This window comes from Yersinia intermedia (assembly GCF_900635455.1).
In the GTDB taxonomy this organism is placed as follows: domain Bacteria; phylum Pseudomonadota; class Gammaproteobacteria; order Enterobacterales; family Enterobacteriaceae; genus Yersinia; species Yersinia intermedia.
In genome coordinates this window covers 694,782-711,669 of record NZ_LR134116.1, presented here as the reverse complement: position 1 = coordinate 711,669, position 16,888 = coordinate 694,782, and the positions used below count along the sequence as shown (strand labels likewise).

Here is a 16,888-nt window from a genome sequence, read left to right as displayed (position 1 = left end):
CCATTAGCCATAATCATCACTTATGGCATTTTGACGCAGCGGCAATCAGTGCTTGCCCTAGAGCCAGGCCACCATCACCGGCAGGCAGGCGCTGGGGCAGCAACAGTTGGAAATCATGCAATTGTGCGCTAAGTAACTCACGCAGTAACCGGTTATGTAGCACCCCACCTGAAAAGACAATAGTATCAATACGATAATACTGGGCCGCCTGCCGCGCCAAAGTAGCAAATCCCTGTGCCAGAGCAAAGTGGAACGCGTAGGCCCGCTCCGCCGGAGTGGCATCATAAGCCAACCATTGCTGCCAGAAAGTGGCTAAGTCCAGTTGGTTATCGCACAGTGGCATCGTCACCGGCGGAACTGAAACCGCACTTTGTCGCGCCAGTGCTTCCAACTGGCAGGCGGCTTCGCCCTCCCAGCTTATTGATAGCGGGGCAAGATTGAGTGCCGCCGCTACTGCATCAAATAAGCGCCCAGTGGAGGAGGCCAACGGCGCATTAATCCCCCGCTCAATCGCCCGCGCCAATACCCTTCCCTCCGGCTGAGGAATCGCCGCACTCTCAGGCAGATGTTGCCAATTGGGGACATAGCGCTGTAACTGAGCCAGCAGGTTGCGCCACGGTTGACGCGAGGCCAGATCGCCACCGGGTAGTGCCACCGCGGGTAAGCCACCAATGTATTCACAGCTCGTATAATCCACTCGCAGGCATTCACCGCCCCACAATTGACCATCAGCGCCATAACCCAGCCCATCCAGTGCCACACCAATCACTGCCCCACCCTCGCGAGGCCAGCCATGCTCTGCCAGACAAGCCACCAGATGTGCATGATGGTGTAGCACGTCAACACAAGGGATATTCCACTGTGCAGCCAGAGTTTTCCCTAATTGGTGGCTGACGTAGCCAGGATGAGCATCCACCACGACTGTCTGTGGTGTGAAATGGTAAATATCGCAAAACAGCGCCACTAACTGCTGCTGTTGCTGTGCGATATCGCGGTCTTCCAGATCCCCCAGATGTTGACTTAACACCGCATTACCATCACGTAGCAGGCAAAACGTGTTTTTCATATCCGCACCCAGCGCCAGAACTGCTGGCTGCTGGCTAAATCCCGGAGGTAACTCGAAAGCATCTGGCACATACCCTCTGGCCCGGCGTAGCATTTCAGCACCGCTGCCGGTGAGTCGCACTAATGAGTCATCGGCTCGCTGCACAATTTGCCGATCATGCAATAACCAGTGGTCAGCAATATCTCTCAGGGCACCAAGCGCCTGCTCATTACTCAACGCTGGGGGTTTACCACGGCCATTACCGGAAGTCATCACCAGAGGCCGCCCGACCTGTTGCAGCAGCAAATGTTGTAACGGATTGGCGGGTAGCATCACACCAATTTCAGGTAAGCCCGGTGCCAGCGCCGCACACAGCGGGCTATCAGCCCGCGACGAAACCAACACAATCGGGGCCGCAGGGCTACGTAACACGCGTAATAACGCGGCGCTATCGTTACTTTGCACACAGCGTGATAACCAGTCGGCGTGCGGTAACATCACCGCCAGCGGCTTGGAAGGTCGCTGTTTGCGTTGCCGCAGACGGGCCACAGCGGCAGCATTAGTGGCATCTACCGCCAGATGGAATCCTCCCAATCCTTTGACGGCAACGATATCCCCTGCCAACAGGGCGGCTGCGGCTTGCTCTAGCGCCGCGAAGTTGTGCGCAATCGGCTGTCCCTCTCGCCCCGTTAGCCACAATTGCGGGCCACAATCGGCACAAGCATTGGGTTGGGCGTGAAAACGGCGATCGGCCGGATGGTCGTATTCTGCCTGACAGGCGGCACATAGCGGGAATTCGCGCATGGCGGTATATGGCCGGTCATAGGGCATGCGGTGGATAATAGTAAAACGCGGGCCACAATGGGTGCAGTTGATAAACGGGTAGCGGTAGCGGCGATTGGCAGGATGGTTCATTTCAGCCAAACAGGCGTCGCAGGTTGCAGCATCCGGTACAATTTGCGTATCCATCTGCCCGGCACCGCTGTGATGAATCACAAAATCCAGCGGCGGCTGCGCCCAATGGTAGGGTGAAGTGGTGACACTATCAATTTGCGCTAATGGCGGGCAATCTTGTGGCAATGCTTGTAAAAAATCCGCCACCGCCGGGGTTTGCCATAGGTGAACCGTCACGCCCGCGCTGTCGTTACTGACATCGCCCCTTAGCGCAAAGCGGTGGGCAAGCTGCCAGATATAAGGGCGGAACCCCACGCCTTGCACCTTGCCTTTTACCCGCAGGCAGAGGCCATTTTTATCCACAGAAACTCCTTCACAAGGCTGCCAGCAACCTGTTTTATAGCTCGGAGATTGCGGGGCGACTGCACCGATGGGCGCTTCGACGGCTCACGCCGTTACGACCCATTCGGCACATTTCCCCACTTATCAACTGGTTAATCGCCTGTCACTTCAAGTGCGAATGGGTTCCCAAAAGTCATTGGAGTTGCAGGTAGGCAGCAAGTAAGCAAATCCCGATGAGCTGACATCAGTCAGTGATTCGGGTGAGCGAACGCAGCTAACACCCCTGCGGCTTCAAGTGCGAATGGGTTCCCAAAAATCATTGGAGTTGCAGGTAGGCAGCAAGTAAGCAAATCCCGATGAGCTGACATCAGTCAGTGATTCGGGTGAGCGAACGCAGCTAACACCCCTGCGGCTTCAAGGACGAATGGGCTCAGCAGATTCTCGGCAATGGCTCATCCAGAGGCAAATCCAATCTACGCGAAACACCATACGCACCGCATAAGCGCACTTGCTTATTCTCAGTCACCTGCCCGATAACGGCGGCATCCTGGCCGAGTGGATGGTTATGGAGCGCGGTTAATACCGATTCTTGTGCCTCTGGTGACACCACCAGCACCAGCTTACCTTCGTTGGCAAAGTTGAGTGCATCCAACCCCAGCAATTCGCAAATACCCCGCACTGCCTGTTTCAGGGGGAGATCTGACGCGTTGATCTCCATGCCGCAACCGCTGGCGGCCGCAAATTCATGTAAGATCGCCGTCACGCCACCACGGGTAGCATCACGTAACGCCCGCACTCCGGGAATAGATCGCAGCGGAGCGATCAACGGTGCCAATAGTGCACAATCGCTCACCAGCTCTGCTTCCAGCCCCAACCCTTCTCGCAGGTTCAGAATGGTCGCGCCATGATCACCTAAAGTGCCACTGACAACGATCCGATCACCAGCACGGATCATCGCGGTTCCCCAGTGGATATCTGCGGGGATCACTCCTATGCCAGTGGTATTGATAAAGATCTTATCCGCCGCGCCGCGCTGCACGACTTTGGTATCACCTGTAACTATCTGAATCCCTGCTTGCCGCGCGGTAGCCGCCATTGATTGCACAATGCGCGTGAGAACGTCCATCGGCAAACCTTCTTCCAGAATAAAACCGCAGGAAAGGTAGCGTGGTGTTGCGCCACTGACTGCCACATCATTTGCTGTGCCGCACACGGCCAACTTGCCAATATCGCCGCCGGGGAAAAAGATCGGATCAATAACATAGCTGTCGGTGGATACCGCCAGCCGATCGCCCTGTACAGTTAGATCCGCCAGCGCGATACGCGCTTGATCTTCCCGTTCATTCAGCGCCGGATTGGAAAATTCCGCCAGAAACAGTGATTCGATCAAGCTCTGCATTGCCCGACCACCGCTGCCGTGGGCCAGAGTAATCTCTTTCTTATTCATTTAGTTGTGACCTTATTAATAACCCAAAGTCATTGGAGTTGCAGGTAGGTGCGGCAAGCGAATGCAGCTCCCCCCAGCAGCTTCAAGTACCAAGGGTTATCGATACTGATAATAAGCGGCGCAGGCCCCTTCGGATGACACCATCAGTGCGCCAAAGGCATTGTCTGGCGTACATTCACCACCAAACAGTGGGCATTGATCAGGCTTGCAACGCCCAGTCAGCACATCCCCACAGCGAGATCGTGGAGAATCTGCCACCTGCTGCTGTTGCGGTTTGAAACGTAACTCGGCATCGAAAGCGATATAGTCAGGGCTGAGTTGTACGCCGGAATCCGCTATTTCACCCAAGCCACGCCATTCGCTGCTGGCTTTAGCAACAAAAACCTCTGTCAGTGCCTGTTGTGCCAGTAAGTTACCGCTGTCCGGCACAATGCGCCGATACTGGTTCTCTACCACACAACGCCCGCTGACCATCTGTTCAAGCAGCATTACCAGCCCCTGCAAGATATCCAGCGGCTCAAAACCGGTAACCACCAATGGCTTGTGGAATTGGTCGCAAATAAAGCCATACGGCGTGGTGCCAATCACCATACTGACATGACCTGGAGCCAGAAAAGCGTCGATGCGCACATCCGGTTGTTGCAGCAAGCTACGCAGGGTAGGAATGATGGTGATGTGCTGGCAGAACACAGTGAAATTGGTCAACCCAAGCCGTTTGGCTTGTTGCAGGGTTAAGGCACTGGCAGGCATGGTGGTTTCAAAACCGAGGCCAAAAAACACCACCTGGCGATCAGGATTATGCTGTGCCAGCGTCAGTGCATCCAACGGTGAATAGACCACGCGAATATCCGCGCCGCGCCGTTTAGCATCCAGCATCGAGCCATTGCGCCCCGGCACACGCATCGCATCACCGTAAGTGCAAAAAATCACCTCAGGGTGCGCGGCAATTTCCAAACAGCTATCAATGCGGCCCATCGGCAATACACACACTGGGCAGCCCGGTCCATGGACAAACTCCAACCCATCAGGCAGCAGTTGATCCAGACCGAACTTGAAGATCGCATGAGTGTGCCCACCGCAGACTTCCATAATTTGCAGTGGCAAGCGCTGTTGATCCGCGATCTGCGGCAATAACTGTTCGATCCGCTGCAATAATGCGCTCACTAATGCGGGATCACGAAACTCATCAACGTAACGCATCGCGTGCCTCGCTCACCGCGGTGGCATCCCAATCCAGTCCAACTGCCTGCATATGTTCCAGCGCGGCCAGTGTCTGTTGCGCCTCTTCTTCGTCAAGCAAGCTCATGGCAAACCCGACATGCACCAATACCCACTGACCGAGCAATGCCGCCGGGGTATCGTCGCATATCAGTGCGATATTGATTTCACGCTTCACTCCGCTCACTTCCACCCATGCCAGTTGGTGAATGTCTTCACCCACCGCCACAATTTTGCCGGGAACGCCTATGCACATCGCTGTGTCTCCAGCCATTCCAGCCACAAATCCATCCCCTCGCCGCTACTGGCAGACAGTGCAATCACCTGAATATCAGGATTCACCTGGCGGGCATAGGCAATGCACTGTTCAATATCAAAATCCAGATAGGGCAGCAGATCGATTTTATTGATAATCATCAGGGTGGAAGCTGCAAACATATGGGGGTATTTCAGCGGTTTATCTTCACCTTCAGTGACTGACAATACCGCTACTTTATGGCGTTCGCCCAGATCAAAGCTGGCCGGACACACCAAGTTGCCGACGTTTTCAATAAACAGCAGGCTATCATCAGCCAGTGCTAAACGGTGTGCTGCATCGTGCACCATTTGCGCATCCAGATGGCAGCCTTTACCGGTATTGACCTGAATCGCTGGCACGCCAGTAGCGCGAATACGTTCGGCATCATGGGTGGTTTGCTGATCACCTTCAATTACCGCGCAAGGCACTTGCCCAGCCAGCAGTTGCAAGGTTGAGGTCAACAACGTGGTTTTGCCAGAACCGGGGCTGGAAACCAAATTCAGCGCCAGAATATGTTGTTCGACAAAATGCTCACGATTATGGTGGGCTAAATGGTTATTTTTGCTCAGCACGTCTTGCTCGATTTGCAGCAAGCGGCGCTGGCCCATGCCCGGTGCGTGGCTGCCTGCCTCGCCCTGTCCGTAATGCAGCCCTTGTTGATCGGCATGCACTTGTGGCGCAAAGGCTTCAGCTTCCGGCTGCGCTGGCTGTGGTATCGCTACCGGTTCAGGCGTTTTACCGTGGTAGTGATGATGAACATCGCCCTGATGGTAATAATAGTGATGATGGACAATAACCGGCTGCGCGCCTTTGGCGACATATTTATGTTTATGCTGAGTCTGTTGCGGCTGGGCATCGTTGGGGTGGTCATGATGGTGATCATCGTGGTGGTGATCATCGTGGTGATGGTGGCCGTGACCATGATCATGATGGTCGTGACCATGATGGTGACTGTCGTCGCCTTCGATCTTTGTTTCGCCGCTGGCGCAACCACAAGTCGTGCACATAGGAATTCACTCCTTCAGGATTATTCCACTTCTATCTGTTTTACCTGCAAACTGTCACCACTCTCCACTTGCAGAGCATGGCTGCCACAATGCGGGCACCCGGCATCGTGCCGTTCAATCTGAACACTGGCGCTACACTCCCAACACCAGGCTTGTGCGGGTAAATAATTGATATGCAATTGGCAATTAGCGGCCAATGTCTCACGGCTGGCGGCGTCAAAACTAAAACGCAATGCGCTCTCCTCAATACAAGAGAGCGCACCAATCTCCAGCCATACCGCCGTTATTCGTTTGGCCCCGTTAAGCCTGGCCTGTGTTTCAATCAGGTCCAGCGTACTGAGGCATAAACTGATTTCATGCATGCTGATTCGTCATTTGACTAAACAACGCCCGCCGCCGTGGATTAACCGGTGCATCAGCATCGCTAATGGGCAGTGAAAGCACCATGCGAGCGCTCTGTTCTGCCAGAAGCAGCGCCTGTTCCGCTTGCAGCGTGGTGTCCAATGGCGACATCAACGAGCGGCTCAGGTACTGGCCGCAGCCGGCTATTTCGCCGAGCGTAAAACTGATGGTGCCACATGGCAGTGCCAGCATCAGGCGCTCACCCACCACCCGGCGCGGCCAGCTTTGCTGCGGCCCCGGTAATACCACTAAACTCAGCATCCACGGGGTCAATAACGCCCCCACCCATTGCTGCTCAAATAACTGAAAGCCACAGGCGCGTAGCGGTATGTGGTCACGGTAGAATGGCAAGCCGCGCATCTCATCCGCGGCAATCTGGCTAAAAACCTGCTCCAGCAAAGGTGCCGGGTTTTGCGTCAGCCCGATAATGCCAGCGTCATCAAGGAAGTCAGACATGGTCTTGCTCCCGCGCGTTGAGCGTAATTCCGCTTAAACGCAATGCGGCCAGAATCTGCTCCAATGCTGGCTCCATCGCCTGTGTCACCGTCGGTGTCAGGCCAATTCCCGGCGCCAGAGATTCTGGCACCACGCCCACCAATGTCAGTTGGCGCGGGGATTCACCGGTCAGTTGCAGTGCCATCAACACATCGCATAGCCCCAACTGGTGGGGCGAGACTTTACGGCTGAACATAGCCGGTATCTCTTTATCATGCAGCACCGCGACGCTACCCGGAGGCTGGCCGGTGAATACCGCATCAGCAACAATCAAATGTTCGCGGTTTGCCATCGCTTCCATCAGTTCTAAACCTGCGGTACCGCCGTCCAACACCTCAACACCTGGGGGTATCTCAAAGCGTTGTTCCAATGCTTCAACCAGACGTACCCCCACCGCTTCATCGCTGAGTAATAAGTTACCTATACCTAATACCAAAATCCCCATCACAGCACCTTGACTTTGGTCACTTCGTTGCCCGTTGTATCAACAATATGTACGGCACAAGACATACACGGGTCGAATGAGTGAATGGTCCGCACCACTTCGAGCGGTTTGGCCGGATCAGCAACCGGCGTGCCCACCAGCGCTTGTTCATATGGCCCAGGCTCGTCATTGTAGTTACGCGGGCCGGCGTTCCAGGTGGAGGGCACCACCGCCTGATAGTTGGCGATTTTGCCGTCTTTGATGACCACCCAGTGCGACAACATGCCGCGTGGCGCTTCTTCAAAGCCAACACCGCGAATTTCGCCAGTTAACGGAATATTCGGTTTGATAAAGGTTTCTACGTCGCCGGTACCGATATTGGTCACCAGCGCCGTCCATTGCTGAGCCAGCGTTTCATGCAGCACGCAACAATGCACCGCGCGGCCAATGATGCGGCCCAGCGTCGATGGCAATTGATCTTGCGTGATAGCCTGCCCGCTCAATTTCTGATAGGCCGCGCCAATATCGCTGAAATGCTGTTTAGTCGGCGCGTGGTCAGCCGCCAGACCGCACATCAACCATGCCAGCGGCCCAACTTCTACCGTTTTGCCATAGAAAGTCGGCGCTTTTACCCACGAGTATTTGCCATCTTCCTGCCAGCCGGTGTAGTTCGGGTTGGTTTTGCCCTCCCACGGTGCCAGCGGTTCGTCATCCTGATACCAGGCATGTTTGCCGCTCTCGGCAATACCTTTGATCAGATAAGGATCGTTATGATTGGCAATCGGCCGGAAGGTGCCCTTATCCAGATAGCCACCCGGCAGCAGGAAAGTCTCCCCTTTGCGATCGGTCGGTAGCTCCGGCACGCTGAGATAGTAATCGGCCCCTTTGCCCAGATTGAGCCAGCCTGGATAGTGGGCAGCGATCACCGCCGTGTCCACCTTATAAACTTGCTCGATAAAACTGCCCAGTCGGTCGATGAAGGATTTCACCAACATCAAGCGCTCCAGATTAAGCACACTTGGCATATCCAGATTGATTGGATTGGCAACACCCCCCACCGCCAGATTCTGAATGTGCGGTGTTTTGCCCCCCAATACCGCCACAATGCGGTTGGCATCACGTTGGCATTCCAATGCTTGCAAATAGTGCGCTACCGCAATCAGGTTCACTTCTGGTGGCAACGCCATTGCCGGATGGCCCCAATAGCCGTTGGCAAAAATGCCTAACTGCCCGCTGGCCACCAGATCTTTGATTTTCTGTTGTACGCGGCTGAACTCTTCCGCGCTGTTCAGTGGCCAGCTCGATAAGCCACTCAACATGGCGGCCGCCTTCTGTGGCGAGGCTTGCAGCGCGGAGGTGACATCCACCCAATCCAGGGCGGACAGTTGGTAGAAGTGCACGATATGGTCATGGATGCTGTGCGCGGCCAGAATCAAATTGCGGATATGTTGCGCATTGACCGGGACTTCCATCCCCAGCGCATTTTCCACGGCGCGTACCGAGGCGATAGCGTGGATGGTGGTACATACGCCGCAAATACGCTGCACAATCATCCAGGCATCGCGGGGATCATTGCCTTGTAAAATCTCTTCCATGCCACGCCACATGGTGCCGGAGGACCAGGCTTTAATGACCTTGCCGTCCTCAATTTCGCAGTCGATCCGCAGGTGTCCCTCAATGCGGGTAACGGGATCAATGGTGATGCGTTGGCTCATGCTTTACCTCTGTCTGATTATTCTTATGTAATTGCCCGTGAGCAGGCAGCACCGGCAATAGCCGAATCAATAAAATGTAGGCGCAGACCTCAATGGCGACGAAGCCAATTGAGATCAGGATTTCACTGGTGGTTGGGAAGTAGTTGTAGCCACCGCCGGGGTTAAAGGCCAGTAGCGAGTAGTTGAGCCGCCATAGCGCCGCGCCCGCAATCATGCACAGCGCGCCGATAAACAGTAAGCGGCTGTCTTCTCTGGCCCGCCGGATACGGAAGATGATGAGCGGCAAAGTCATCAGTACGATTTCAGCCCAAAAGGCGATAGCGTAGCGGTCGAAATGCAGTAGATAATCTATTTTGTGCCGCACTACCACTTCACCCAAGCGCAGCAAGACAAATAGCAGCAGGAATAGGTCGATAATGGTGGTCAGCCGGGTAAACAGCGGTGCTTCATTGGCACCTCGCCCACGCAATCCGGCCTGCACCAAAGAGCCTTCAAAGATGACGATAGAGAAGCCCAGAATGGCGGCGGTGAGCAATGAAAATAGCGGTAACATTTCATAGCTTTGCCACAACGGATGGATCTTCGCACCTGCGGCAATCATCAATGAACCCATTGAGGACTGATGCATAGTCGGCAGCAGCGCACCCAGTGCGATGACGAAAAACATCACTTTGTTCAGCCGCTTGAGCGAAACTTTCCAACCGAGGCGTTCAAACAGTGCGGGGGCAAATTCCAGCGCCATCACACCGATATAAATGGTCATACAGACGGCGGTTTCGAATAACACCGAATTGACGTTAAAGTAGCCGGGAATAAAGAAATAAGGCAGGTTCCAGTAACGACCAACATCAATGGTGATCGACAATCCCCCCAGCGCATAACCAAATAAACTGGCTAACAGCGCCGGGCGCACCAGCGGGTGATATTCACCCCGGTTAAAGACATAAACCGCCCAGGCCAACGCCCAGCCGCCGCAGGCCAGGCCGGTACCCACCAGTAAGTCGAAGGCGATCCAGATCCCCCATGGGAAGCCGCCGTTCAAATCACTGACTGAACCCAGCCCAAGCACCAAACGTTTAACTATCAGCAGCGCGCATAACACCACAAAAGGCGCTAACAGCATGACCGGCCAACTGACCAGCCGCCCACCCAGTGGACTGGATTTATGCATCGTCATCTGGACCGTCCTTTTTATCGTGCGTGTCGGCATCACTGTCTTTGCGCTCATCGCGGGTATTGCGATGCACCAGCGCCGTCACACCGGCCAGTACCGCCAGCGGCAGGATCATGCCTTTGTACAGGGTGTGCTGAACATGCTCCGAACGCGCACCGGTTGCCAATTCTGCCAACGGTGGCAAATCAAGTTTCTCGGTCGGAATGCCCGCCAGCACCAACACTTGCGTACCACCGCCCTCTTTTTCGCCGTAGACATGCGGATCATAATGAGCAACCGGATGCTCGTAGGTGTCGTTGGCACTGAGTGTCTGCCGCGGGAAACGGTAGTTCTCACCCGGTGTTAACGTCAGCCGCCGTTTGGCTTCTGACAGCAACGCTTCACGGGTACCAAATATCACCGCACCAGTCGGACACACCTCAACACAACCGGGTAAGCCGCCTTTATCGAGCCGCTCCACCCCTTTCTGATTACACAACTCACATTTATGGATCTTGCCAAAGGGGTTATCGTAATCGTATTTCGGCACATTGAACGGGCAGCCGACCATGCAGTAGCGACAGCCGGTACAGATATTCGGGTCATAGTGGACAATGCCAGTTTTGGCATCTTTGCGCAGTGCACTGACCGGGCAGACGGAAACACAGTTGGGATCAACACAGTGCATGCACTGTTTTTTGATATAGGCGTAGCCATCTTCCAACTGATCTTTATGGATACCCGCACCACTGGTCCACACCTGAATAATGTTGTTGGTATAGGGGCTGAGTTTGTCGTTATTGGACCAGATAGCATCACCACCGGCGTAGGTTTCACCGTGCGCGGCAAACTCGCTGTGATTAATCTGTTGGCACTTGCTGACACATGCCTGACAACCGACGCATAGCGTCGAGTCGTACAACATGCCAAGCGCGCCGGGGATCGGTGGCCGATTTTGTACCTCAGCTTTACTGCTGGGGGACAGCCCCGCCAGCAAGACACCGCCTGAGGCTAATTTGAAAAAGTGACGTCGGTTCACGGCTATTCCTCCCGCGATGAGTGATCGTCATCTTTACGGCGCTGTTTCTGTTGCCGCCCCAGTTCACGCACCGTCATCAGGCTGACACCGGCGACCAATCCCACCACTCCCCCCAGCAACGCCGTGGCAGTGGTGGAAACTTTGCCGCCTTCTGCATTGTGTATCAGCGGTTTTTCTGCGCGTGGTGTTGGGTTTTCGACATTGGCTAATTGAGCAATGCTTTTGGTAAAACCAATCCCCTCTTCGTTACAGCCGTAGCACGGGTGACCAATTCCTACCGGCCAGATGCCACCGCCGACATCGCAGAATTCCAGGGTCGGGCAGTTACCGTAGGTTTCCGGCCCCTTGCAACCAAGGTGATAAAGGCACCAGCCCTGACGATGCCCTTCATCGCCAAACTGGCGGGCAAAGCGACCGGCATCAAAGTGCGGGCGGCGCTCACAGTTTTCGTGGATCAGGCGGCCATAGGCAAAGGTTGGGCGGTTCTTGGCATCCAACGCGGGAGGGCGGCCAAAGGTAATGATATGAGCGACGGTTGCCAGGAAGTTATGCGGATTCGGCGGGCAGCCAGGAATATTAATGACGGTTTTCCCCGGTAGCGCCGCTTGCAAGCTGACCGCACCGGTCGGATTGCCGCCAGTGGCTGGCACGCCACCCCAGGCAGAACAGGAGCCGATAGCAATAATGGCTGCCGCATGCTCCGCCGCTTCGCGGATATGCTCGACAATAGGTTTGCCTGCCACCATGCAGTAAATCCCACCATCTTTCAGTGGGATAGAACCATCCACTACCAGTACGTACTTCCCTTTGTACTGTTCAATAGCGCGATGCTTATTCTCTTCCGCCTGCTCACCAAATGCTGCCGACAGCACTTCGTGATACTCCATTGAGATAACACTGAGCAGCAAATTCTCAAGGGTGGGATGAGTTGAACGCAACAGTGATTCAGTACAGCCAGTGCACTCCTGAGCACCAATCCAGATGACCGGTGGCCGTTGTGGTGAACCGACTGTATTAGCAATTTCTGCGGCAGCCTTACTGCTGAGACCCATGGTGGCAGCCAGCGCTGCACAAAGCTTCATAAAATCACGACGGTTAACGCCATGCTGGGAAAGCATGTTTTTTCCCCTGTCATTATTATTATATTGTTCACATACCCGACACTAATGATGGGTATATCCCTATAAAAAGTACGGCCTAGTGTTAATAGTTTGTAACTCTAAGAATTTAATAAAGTTGATCTTTATCAATGGAAATTGAATGAGTCAGGAAGGGATTAATATCTGTGAACTAAAACCGTTTCAGCAAAATATTTCATTTGCCAGAAAATAAAAAGTCTGTCAGGAAGATATGCGGTAGATGCAGATGGCATTCAATATCATTAACCCAAAAGAGTGGATTAATGCAATAACTTTAATTATATATTACTTACTTTAGTTATTTAAAGGGAAATGAAAATTCTATCTAACTTAAAGATGAAACGCAGCAATTACCGATTTTAAGTGAATTTAATGGGTAATCAGATTGTATTTTGTCATTGAAAACGTTGAATTAACACATTTAGAAATACTGTTAAAAAGCACAAAACCCTTGCAGGCCGTGACTCTTGAGGATGTTCGCCACCAACGGTAAAAATCTGTACGAAAAACAATCTTTAGGTCGCCATGTTGCTATCAATTATTAACTAAAACTGCTTTTTTTAACATTTCATCAGATCGTTCTTCTACCTAAAAAGTGTTAACCGTTAACCTCTTTCTGAGCATTTTATAAAAAATGAAACCCGTCAGTTCTACGGATATAAATCATACCAGGTGAACAGTTATTAATTTAACGTTATTCCTAATTCGAATTGTTAAATCCGTCAGAGAATAGGATTCTTATCAATTACATTCAGATCAAGAATGCTAAAGGCCAATTTTGCCATTTTTAACGATAAACCTTAATGTTAAAAAATGGATCGCGGCGATGGCGGTGATAGCAAATACTTGCCAGAGATATAACCCGCCAGCAGTGTATTGAGTGATAAATTGCACTTTATACCGAGTTAAGTATGTTTCAATTGCCATGATTTCACTTTCGTCGGCAAATCATCAGTCAGAGAGGAGATAACATGCTCTCTGATCGGGGATCCGCCACCCTGTAAAATTTGAGTTAACTCTACTTTTTATCTATGAATCAATTAGTCAGCAAATAAGTCGTGCTATGATTATTTTACCGGTCGATATTTAATCGGTTATCAGCTAGCAACTTCAAGCAGGAAGGGATGACCCAAACTCATTGGAGTTGCAGCCAGGCAGCTAGCACTGCTGCAACTTCAAGTAGGAAGGGGCATTATGATAAAACCACTCATTGCAGTAACCTTCGCCATTGCCACTCTCAGTGGTTGCGCCAATAACAATACCCTTTCGGGCGATACTTTTAGCAGTTCTCAGGCCGGCCAGGCCCAAACCGTGACTTATGGAACCTTGGTGTCTGTTCGTCCGGTCACTATTCAGGGGGGAGATGGGAATAACGTTGCAGGTGCTATAGGTGGGGCTGTTGTAGGTGGTTTTTTGGGTAATACCATTGGCGGTGGTACTGGTCGCCGTCTCGGTACCGCCGCAGGCGCGGTTGCCGGTGGCGTTGTGGGGCAACAAGTCCAGAGTATGATGAATCGCAGTAGTGGTGTGGAACTGGAAGTGCGCCGTGATAATGGCACCACCTTCCTGGTGGTTCAGGCTCAGGGGGTTACCCAATTCCAGCCGGGGCAGCGGGTTACCATTGCAACCCATGGGAATACCGTCACTATCACACCACGCTAGGTTTTGCCGCCCGAACTCAGCGTGCTGGTATGGCAACTTAAGTTAAGCCATCGTGTTAAAAAGCACCGCCCAGTCCTGAAGGTTCGAGGGTAGACTGGGCGGTGAAAAGATGAACATAACTATCCGGCTTTCTTCGCTGCCGGTTTCACTACATTCTCTCCGTGGTTGCCAAAGAATTGATACAAGGTGTCTGAAGCGGTTTTGGTTAAGACCATAATTTCAATACGACGGTTTTTCGCCGCAAGGGGTTCAGCAGGGTCCAGTAACATCTGGTCCGCCATCGCATTGATTTGCAATACCCGCCCCTCACTTAACCCACCTTTTACCAACGCTTTATGGGCCATCAACGCTCGCTCACCCGACAGATTCCAGTTGTTGTACAACACCTGATCACGGTAGCGGGAAGCATCGGTATGGCCGGTAATAATGATTTTATTGTCCATCTCATTAAATGCCGGTGCCAACTCAGCCAGTAAACGGTTGAAGAACGGCGTTAGTACTGCGCTGCTGCGCTGGAACATATCGCGCTGCTTATCATCCTGAATCAAAATACGCAGCCCTTGTGGCACCACTTCCATTTGCAAGTTGGATTGCGCATCGTAAGCGGAAGTAATTTGCATAATGATGCGTGATAACTCTTCCATTTCTTTACGTGATTTATCCACCACCTCCTCCAGAGATTGCTCCGGTTCCGGCACTTCGACTGCCAGATTACTTTTAGTCTCTTTTGCTTGCTCCTTGCCATCAATGCTGTCAGAGAACTTGCCGCCGCCACTTTTACTTTTAGAGGGAATTGAAATAAAAGATTGCTGCGAAAAGATGGTTTGCCCATTCAGTTGCGCCACAATTTCTTGCCGCTCCTCTTCTGATACCACCCCAACAATCAACTTTGTGGTAGTGACCAAGGGTGCCGAGCGAATTTCTGAAGTATCGGCCCGCTTTACGTTGGACGCACTGCCGGGTAAACAGATGGCGATTGATGCCGACCTTAATGCCGGGTTAATCAATCAGGAGCAAGCGCGCTTGCGCCGTAAAGAAGTAGCCAGTGAAGCTGACTTCTACGGTGCGATGGATGGAGCATCCAAGTTTGTTCGCGGTGACGCCATCGCCGGTATTATGATTCTGGTGATCAACGTGATCGGCGGTATCTGTATCGGCATCTTTAAATACGATCTCAGTGCCAGCCAGTCGTTTCAACAATATGTATTGTTAACCATTGGTGACGGTCTGGTCGCACAAATTCCGTCCCTGTTATTAGCAACCGCGGCGGCAATTATTGTCACTCGGGTAAGTGATGGCGGTGACATGACTGATGAAATTAAAGATCAGTTGTTGGCAAAACCGACCATCTTGTATGCTGCGGCATTCGTGATGTTCATACTCGCCATTGTGCCGGGGATGCCCCATCTTGCCTTTCTCAGCTTCACCGGATTACTCCTGTTCGCCGCTTGGCAGCAAAGTAAAAAAATTCAGCAAGCGGATGCTGAGCCCGATCTTACAATCCTCGACCACGCCATTTCTGAAGATAATGCCCTGAACCTCAACTGGGAAAATATTCCAATAGTGGAGCCTATCGGCCTGAATTTGGGCTATAAGCTGGTCACACTGGTCGATGAATCAAAAGGCCGACCGCTGATTCAGCGGCTGCGTGGGGTGCGGCAAATCATCTCTGAAACCTGCGGAATTCTATTACCGGAAGTCAAAGTACGGGAAAACTTCCGCTTAAAACCGTCCCAATACACCATCAATATTAATGGTGTCAAAGTCGCCGGTGGTGATGTTTATATTGATAGACTGATGGCGATTCCAACATCGGAACAATACGGCGAGGTTGATGGGGTACTGGCAATCGATCCGACTTACGGCCTGGCCGTGGTATGGGTAGCGCCAGAAGATAAACCCACGGCACTAAACTTCGGCTATCAGGTGGTGGATTGTGCCAGTGTGGTCGCAACCCATGTGAATAAAGTGGTACGAGACCATTTATCTGAACTGTTTAATTATGATGATATAACCCAATTACACCAACGGCTTGAGTCATTGTCACCACGTTTGGCTGAGGATTTGGCTGCTGGATTGAATTTTAGCCAATTGCTGAAAGTGTATCGCCAGCTATTAACTGAAAATGTGTCGCTGAAAGATATTGTCACCATCGCCACCACCTTAGTAGAAAGTGCCACTATCACCAAAGACTCGCTGCTCCTCACCTCTGATGTGCGTTACGCATTACGTACCGGGATCGTCAATGGTATCAATGGCGATGACAAAAACCTGGCGGTTTATACCATTAATAACGAATTAGAGAACATGCTGCTTGGCTCGTTGAATCAGGCGCAGCAAGCGGGGAAAGTAGTATTGGATAACTTCCCAGTCGACCCAAATATCCTGACCCAGTTGCAGCAGAATATGCCAATCATTAAGGAACAGATGAAAGCAGAGAATCACAAACCTATTTTATTGGTAACGCCGCAATTGCGGCCATTAATTGCACGTTATGCACGGCTCTTCTGCAATGGGTTGAATGTGTTGTCTTATAACGAAGTGCCTGATGATATGGCGCTGAATGTGATTGGTACCTTAGAGTAACAGTAGGGTGAGCCTCAAGGAT

13 protein-coding genes and 2 pseudogenes are annotated in these 16,888 nt (G+C 52.4%); 2 read left to right on the top strand and 13 right to left on the bottom strand.

Annotated elements, in window-relative coordinates; genetic code table 11:
* Positions 1 to 16: 16 nt before the first annotated feature.
* The 12 genes and pseudogenes from hypF to hybO form a co-directional block, all read right to left on the bottom strand.
* A complete protein-coding gene (gene hypF, locus EL015_RS03255; protein ID WP_005191751.1) occupies positions 17 to 2,302 on the bottom strand; it encodes a carbamoyltransferase HypF in 2,286 nt (761 codons plus the stop codon).
* A 409-nt stretch (positions 2,303 to 2,711) separates the two neighbouring features.
* On the bottom strand, positions 2,712 to 3,728 hold the full coding sequence (gene hypE / locus EL015_RS03245; protein WP_005188077.1) for a hydrogenase expression/formation protein HypE: 1,017 nt from the start codon (positions 3,726 to 3,728) through the stop codon (positions 2,712 to 2,714).
* 96 nt (positions 3,729 to 3,824) lie between these two features.
* On the bottom strand, positions 3,825 to 4,928 hold the full coding sequence (gene hypD, locus EL015_RS03240) for a hydrogenase formation protein HypD (protein ID WP_032906912.1): 1,104 nt from the start codon (positions 4,926 to 4,928) through the stop codon (positions 3,825 to 3,827).
* Entirely contained in the window at positions 4,915 to 5,202 is a 288-nt protein-coding gene (hybG, locus tag EL015_RS03235) for a hydrogenase maturation factor HybG (RefSeq protein ID WP_032906914.1), read from the bottom strand. Before hybG ends, hypD begins: the two co-directional genes overlap by 14 nt.
* Positions 5,193 to 6,251: a hydrogenase nickel incorporation protein HypB gene (gene hypB / locus EL015_RS03230; RefSeq protein ID WP_005188085.1), complete on the bottom strand. Its 1,059-nt coding sequence runs from the start codon at positions 6,249 to 6,251 to the stop codon at positions 5,193 to 5,195. Before hypB ends, hybG begins: the two co-directional genes overlap by 10 nt.
* Positions 6,252 to 6,271: 20 nt before the next feature.
* A complete protein-coding gene (gene hypA, locus EL015_RS03225) occupies positions 6,272 to 6,613 on the bottom strand; it encodes a hydrogenase maturation nickel metallochaperone HypA (RefSeq protein ID WP_032906916.1) in 342 nt (113 codons plus the stop codon).
* Positions 6,606 to 7,109, bottom strand: coding sequence for a hydrogenase-2 assembly chaperone (gene hybE, locus EL015_RS03220; protein ID WP_032906918.1), 504 nt, complete (start codon positions 7,107 to 7,109; stop codon positions 6,606 to 6,608). Before hybE ends, hypA begins: the two co-directional genes overlap by 8 nt.
* A complete protein-coding gene (locus EL015_RS03215) occupies positions 7,102 to 7,593 on the bottom strand; it encodes a HyaD/HybD family hydrogenase maturation endopeptidase (RefSeq protein ID WP_032906919.1) in 492 nt (163 codons plus the stop codon). The genes hybE and EL015_RS03215 overlap by 8 nt, the downstream gene beginning before the upstream one ends.
* The gene (gene hybC, locus EL015_RS03210) at positions 7,593 to 9,287 is read right to left on the bottom strand and encodes a hydrogenase 2 large subunit (RefSeq protein ID WP_032906922.1); all 1,695 of its coding nucleotides are present in this window, start codon (positions 9,285 to 9,287) and stop codon (positions 7,593 to 7,595) included. The genes EL015_RS03215 and hybC overlap by 1 nt, the downstream gene beginning before the upstream one ends.
* The gene (hybB, locus tag EL015_RS03205; protein WP_032906923.1) at positions 9,265 to 10,464 is read right to left on the bottom strand and encodes a Ni/Fe-hydrogenase cytochrome b subunit; all 1,200 of its coding nucleotides are present in this window, start codon (positions 10,462 to 10,464) and stop codon (positions 9,265 to 9,267) included. The genes hybC and hybB overlap by 23 nt, the downstream gene beginning before the upstream one ends.
* Positions 10,451 to 11,479: a hydrogenase 2 operon protein HybA gene (gene hybA / locus EL015_RS03200; RefSeq protein ID WP_005188110.1), complete on the bottom strand. Its 1,029-nt coding sequence runs from the start codon at positions 11,477 to 11,479 to the stop codon at positions 10,451 to 10,453. The genes hybB and hybA overlap by 14 nt, the downstream gene beginning before the upstream one ends.
* A gap of 2 nt (positions 11,480 to 11,481) precedes the next feature.
* Positions 11,482 to 12,614 (bottom strand): annotated as a pseudogene (gene hybO / locus EL015_RS03195) (hydrogenase 2 small subunit).
* Between the two features lie 1,198 nt (positions 12,615 to 13,812).
* Here hybO and EL015_RS03190 point away from each other — a divergent pair.
* Entirely contained in the window at positions 13,813 to 14,280 is a 468-nt protein-coding gene (locus EL015_RS03190) for an outer membrane lipoprotein (RefSeq protein ID WP_005188115.1), read from the top strand.
* Positions 14,281 to 14,399: 119 nt separating this feature from the next.
* Here the strand turns inward: EL015_RS03190 and lafU are convergent, their stop codons facing one another.
* Positions 14,400 to 15,185, bottom strand: coding sequence for a putative lateral flagellar export/assembly protein LafU (gene lafU, locus EL015_RS03185; RefSeq protein ID WP_032906924.1), 786 nt, complete (start codon positions 15,183 to 15,185; stop codon positions 14,400 to 14,402).
* Here lafU and EL015_RS03180 point away from each other — a divergent pair.
* A pseudogene (locus tag EL015_RS03180) lies at positions 15,163 to 16,866 on the top strand (flagellar biosynthesis protein FlhA); the annotation flags it as partial. The gene lafU and the pseudogene EL015_RS03180 sit on opposite strands and share 23 nt — an antisense overlap.
* Positions 16,867 to 16,888 lie beyond the last annotated feature (22 nt).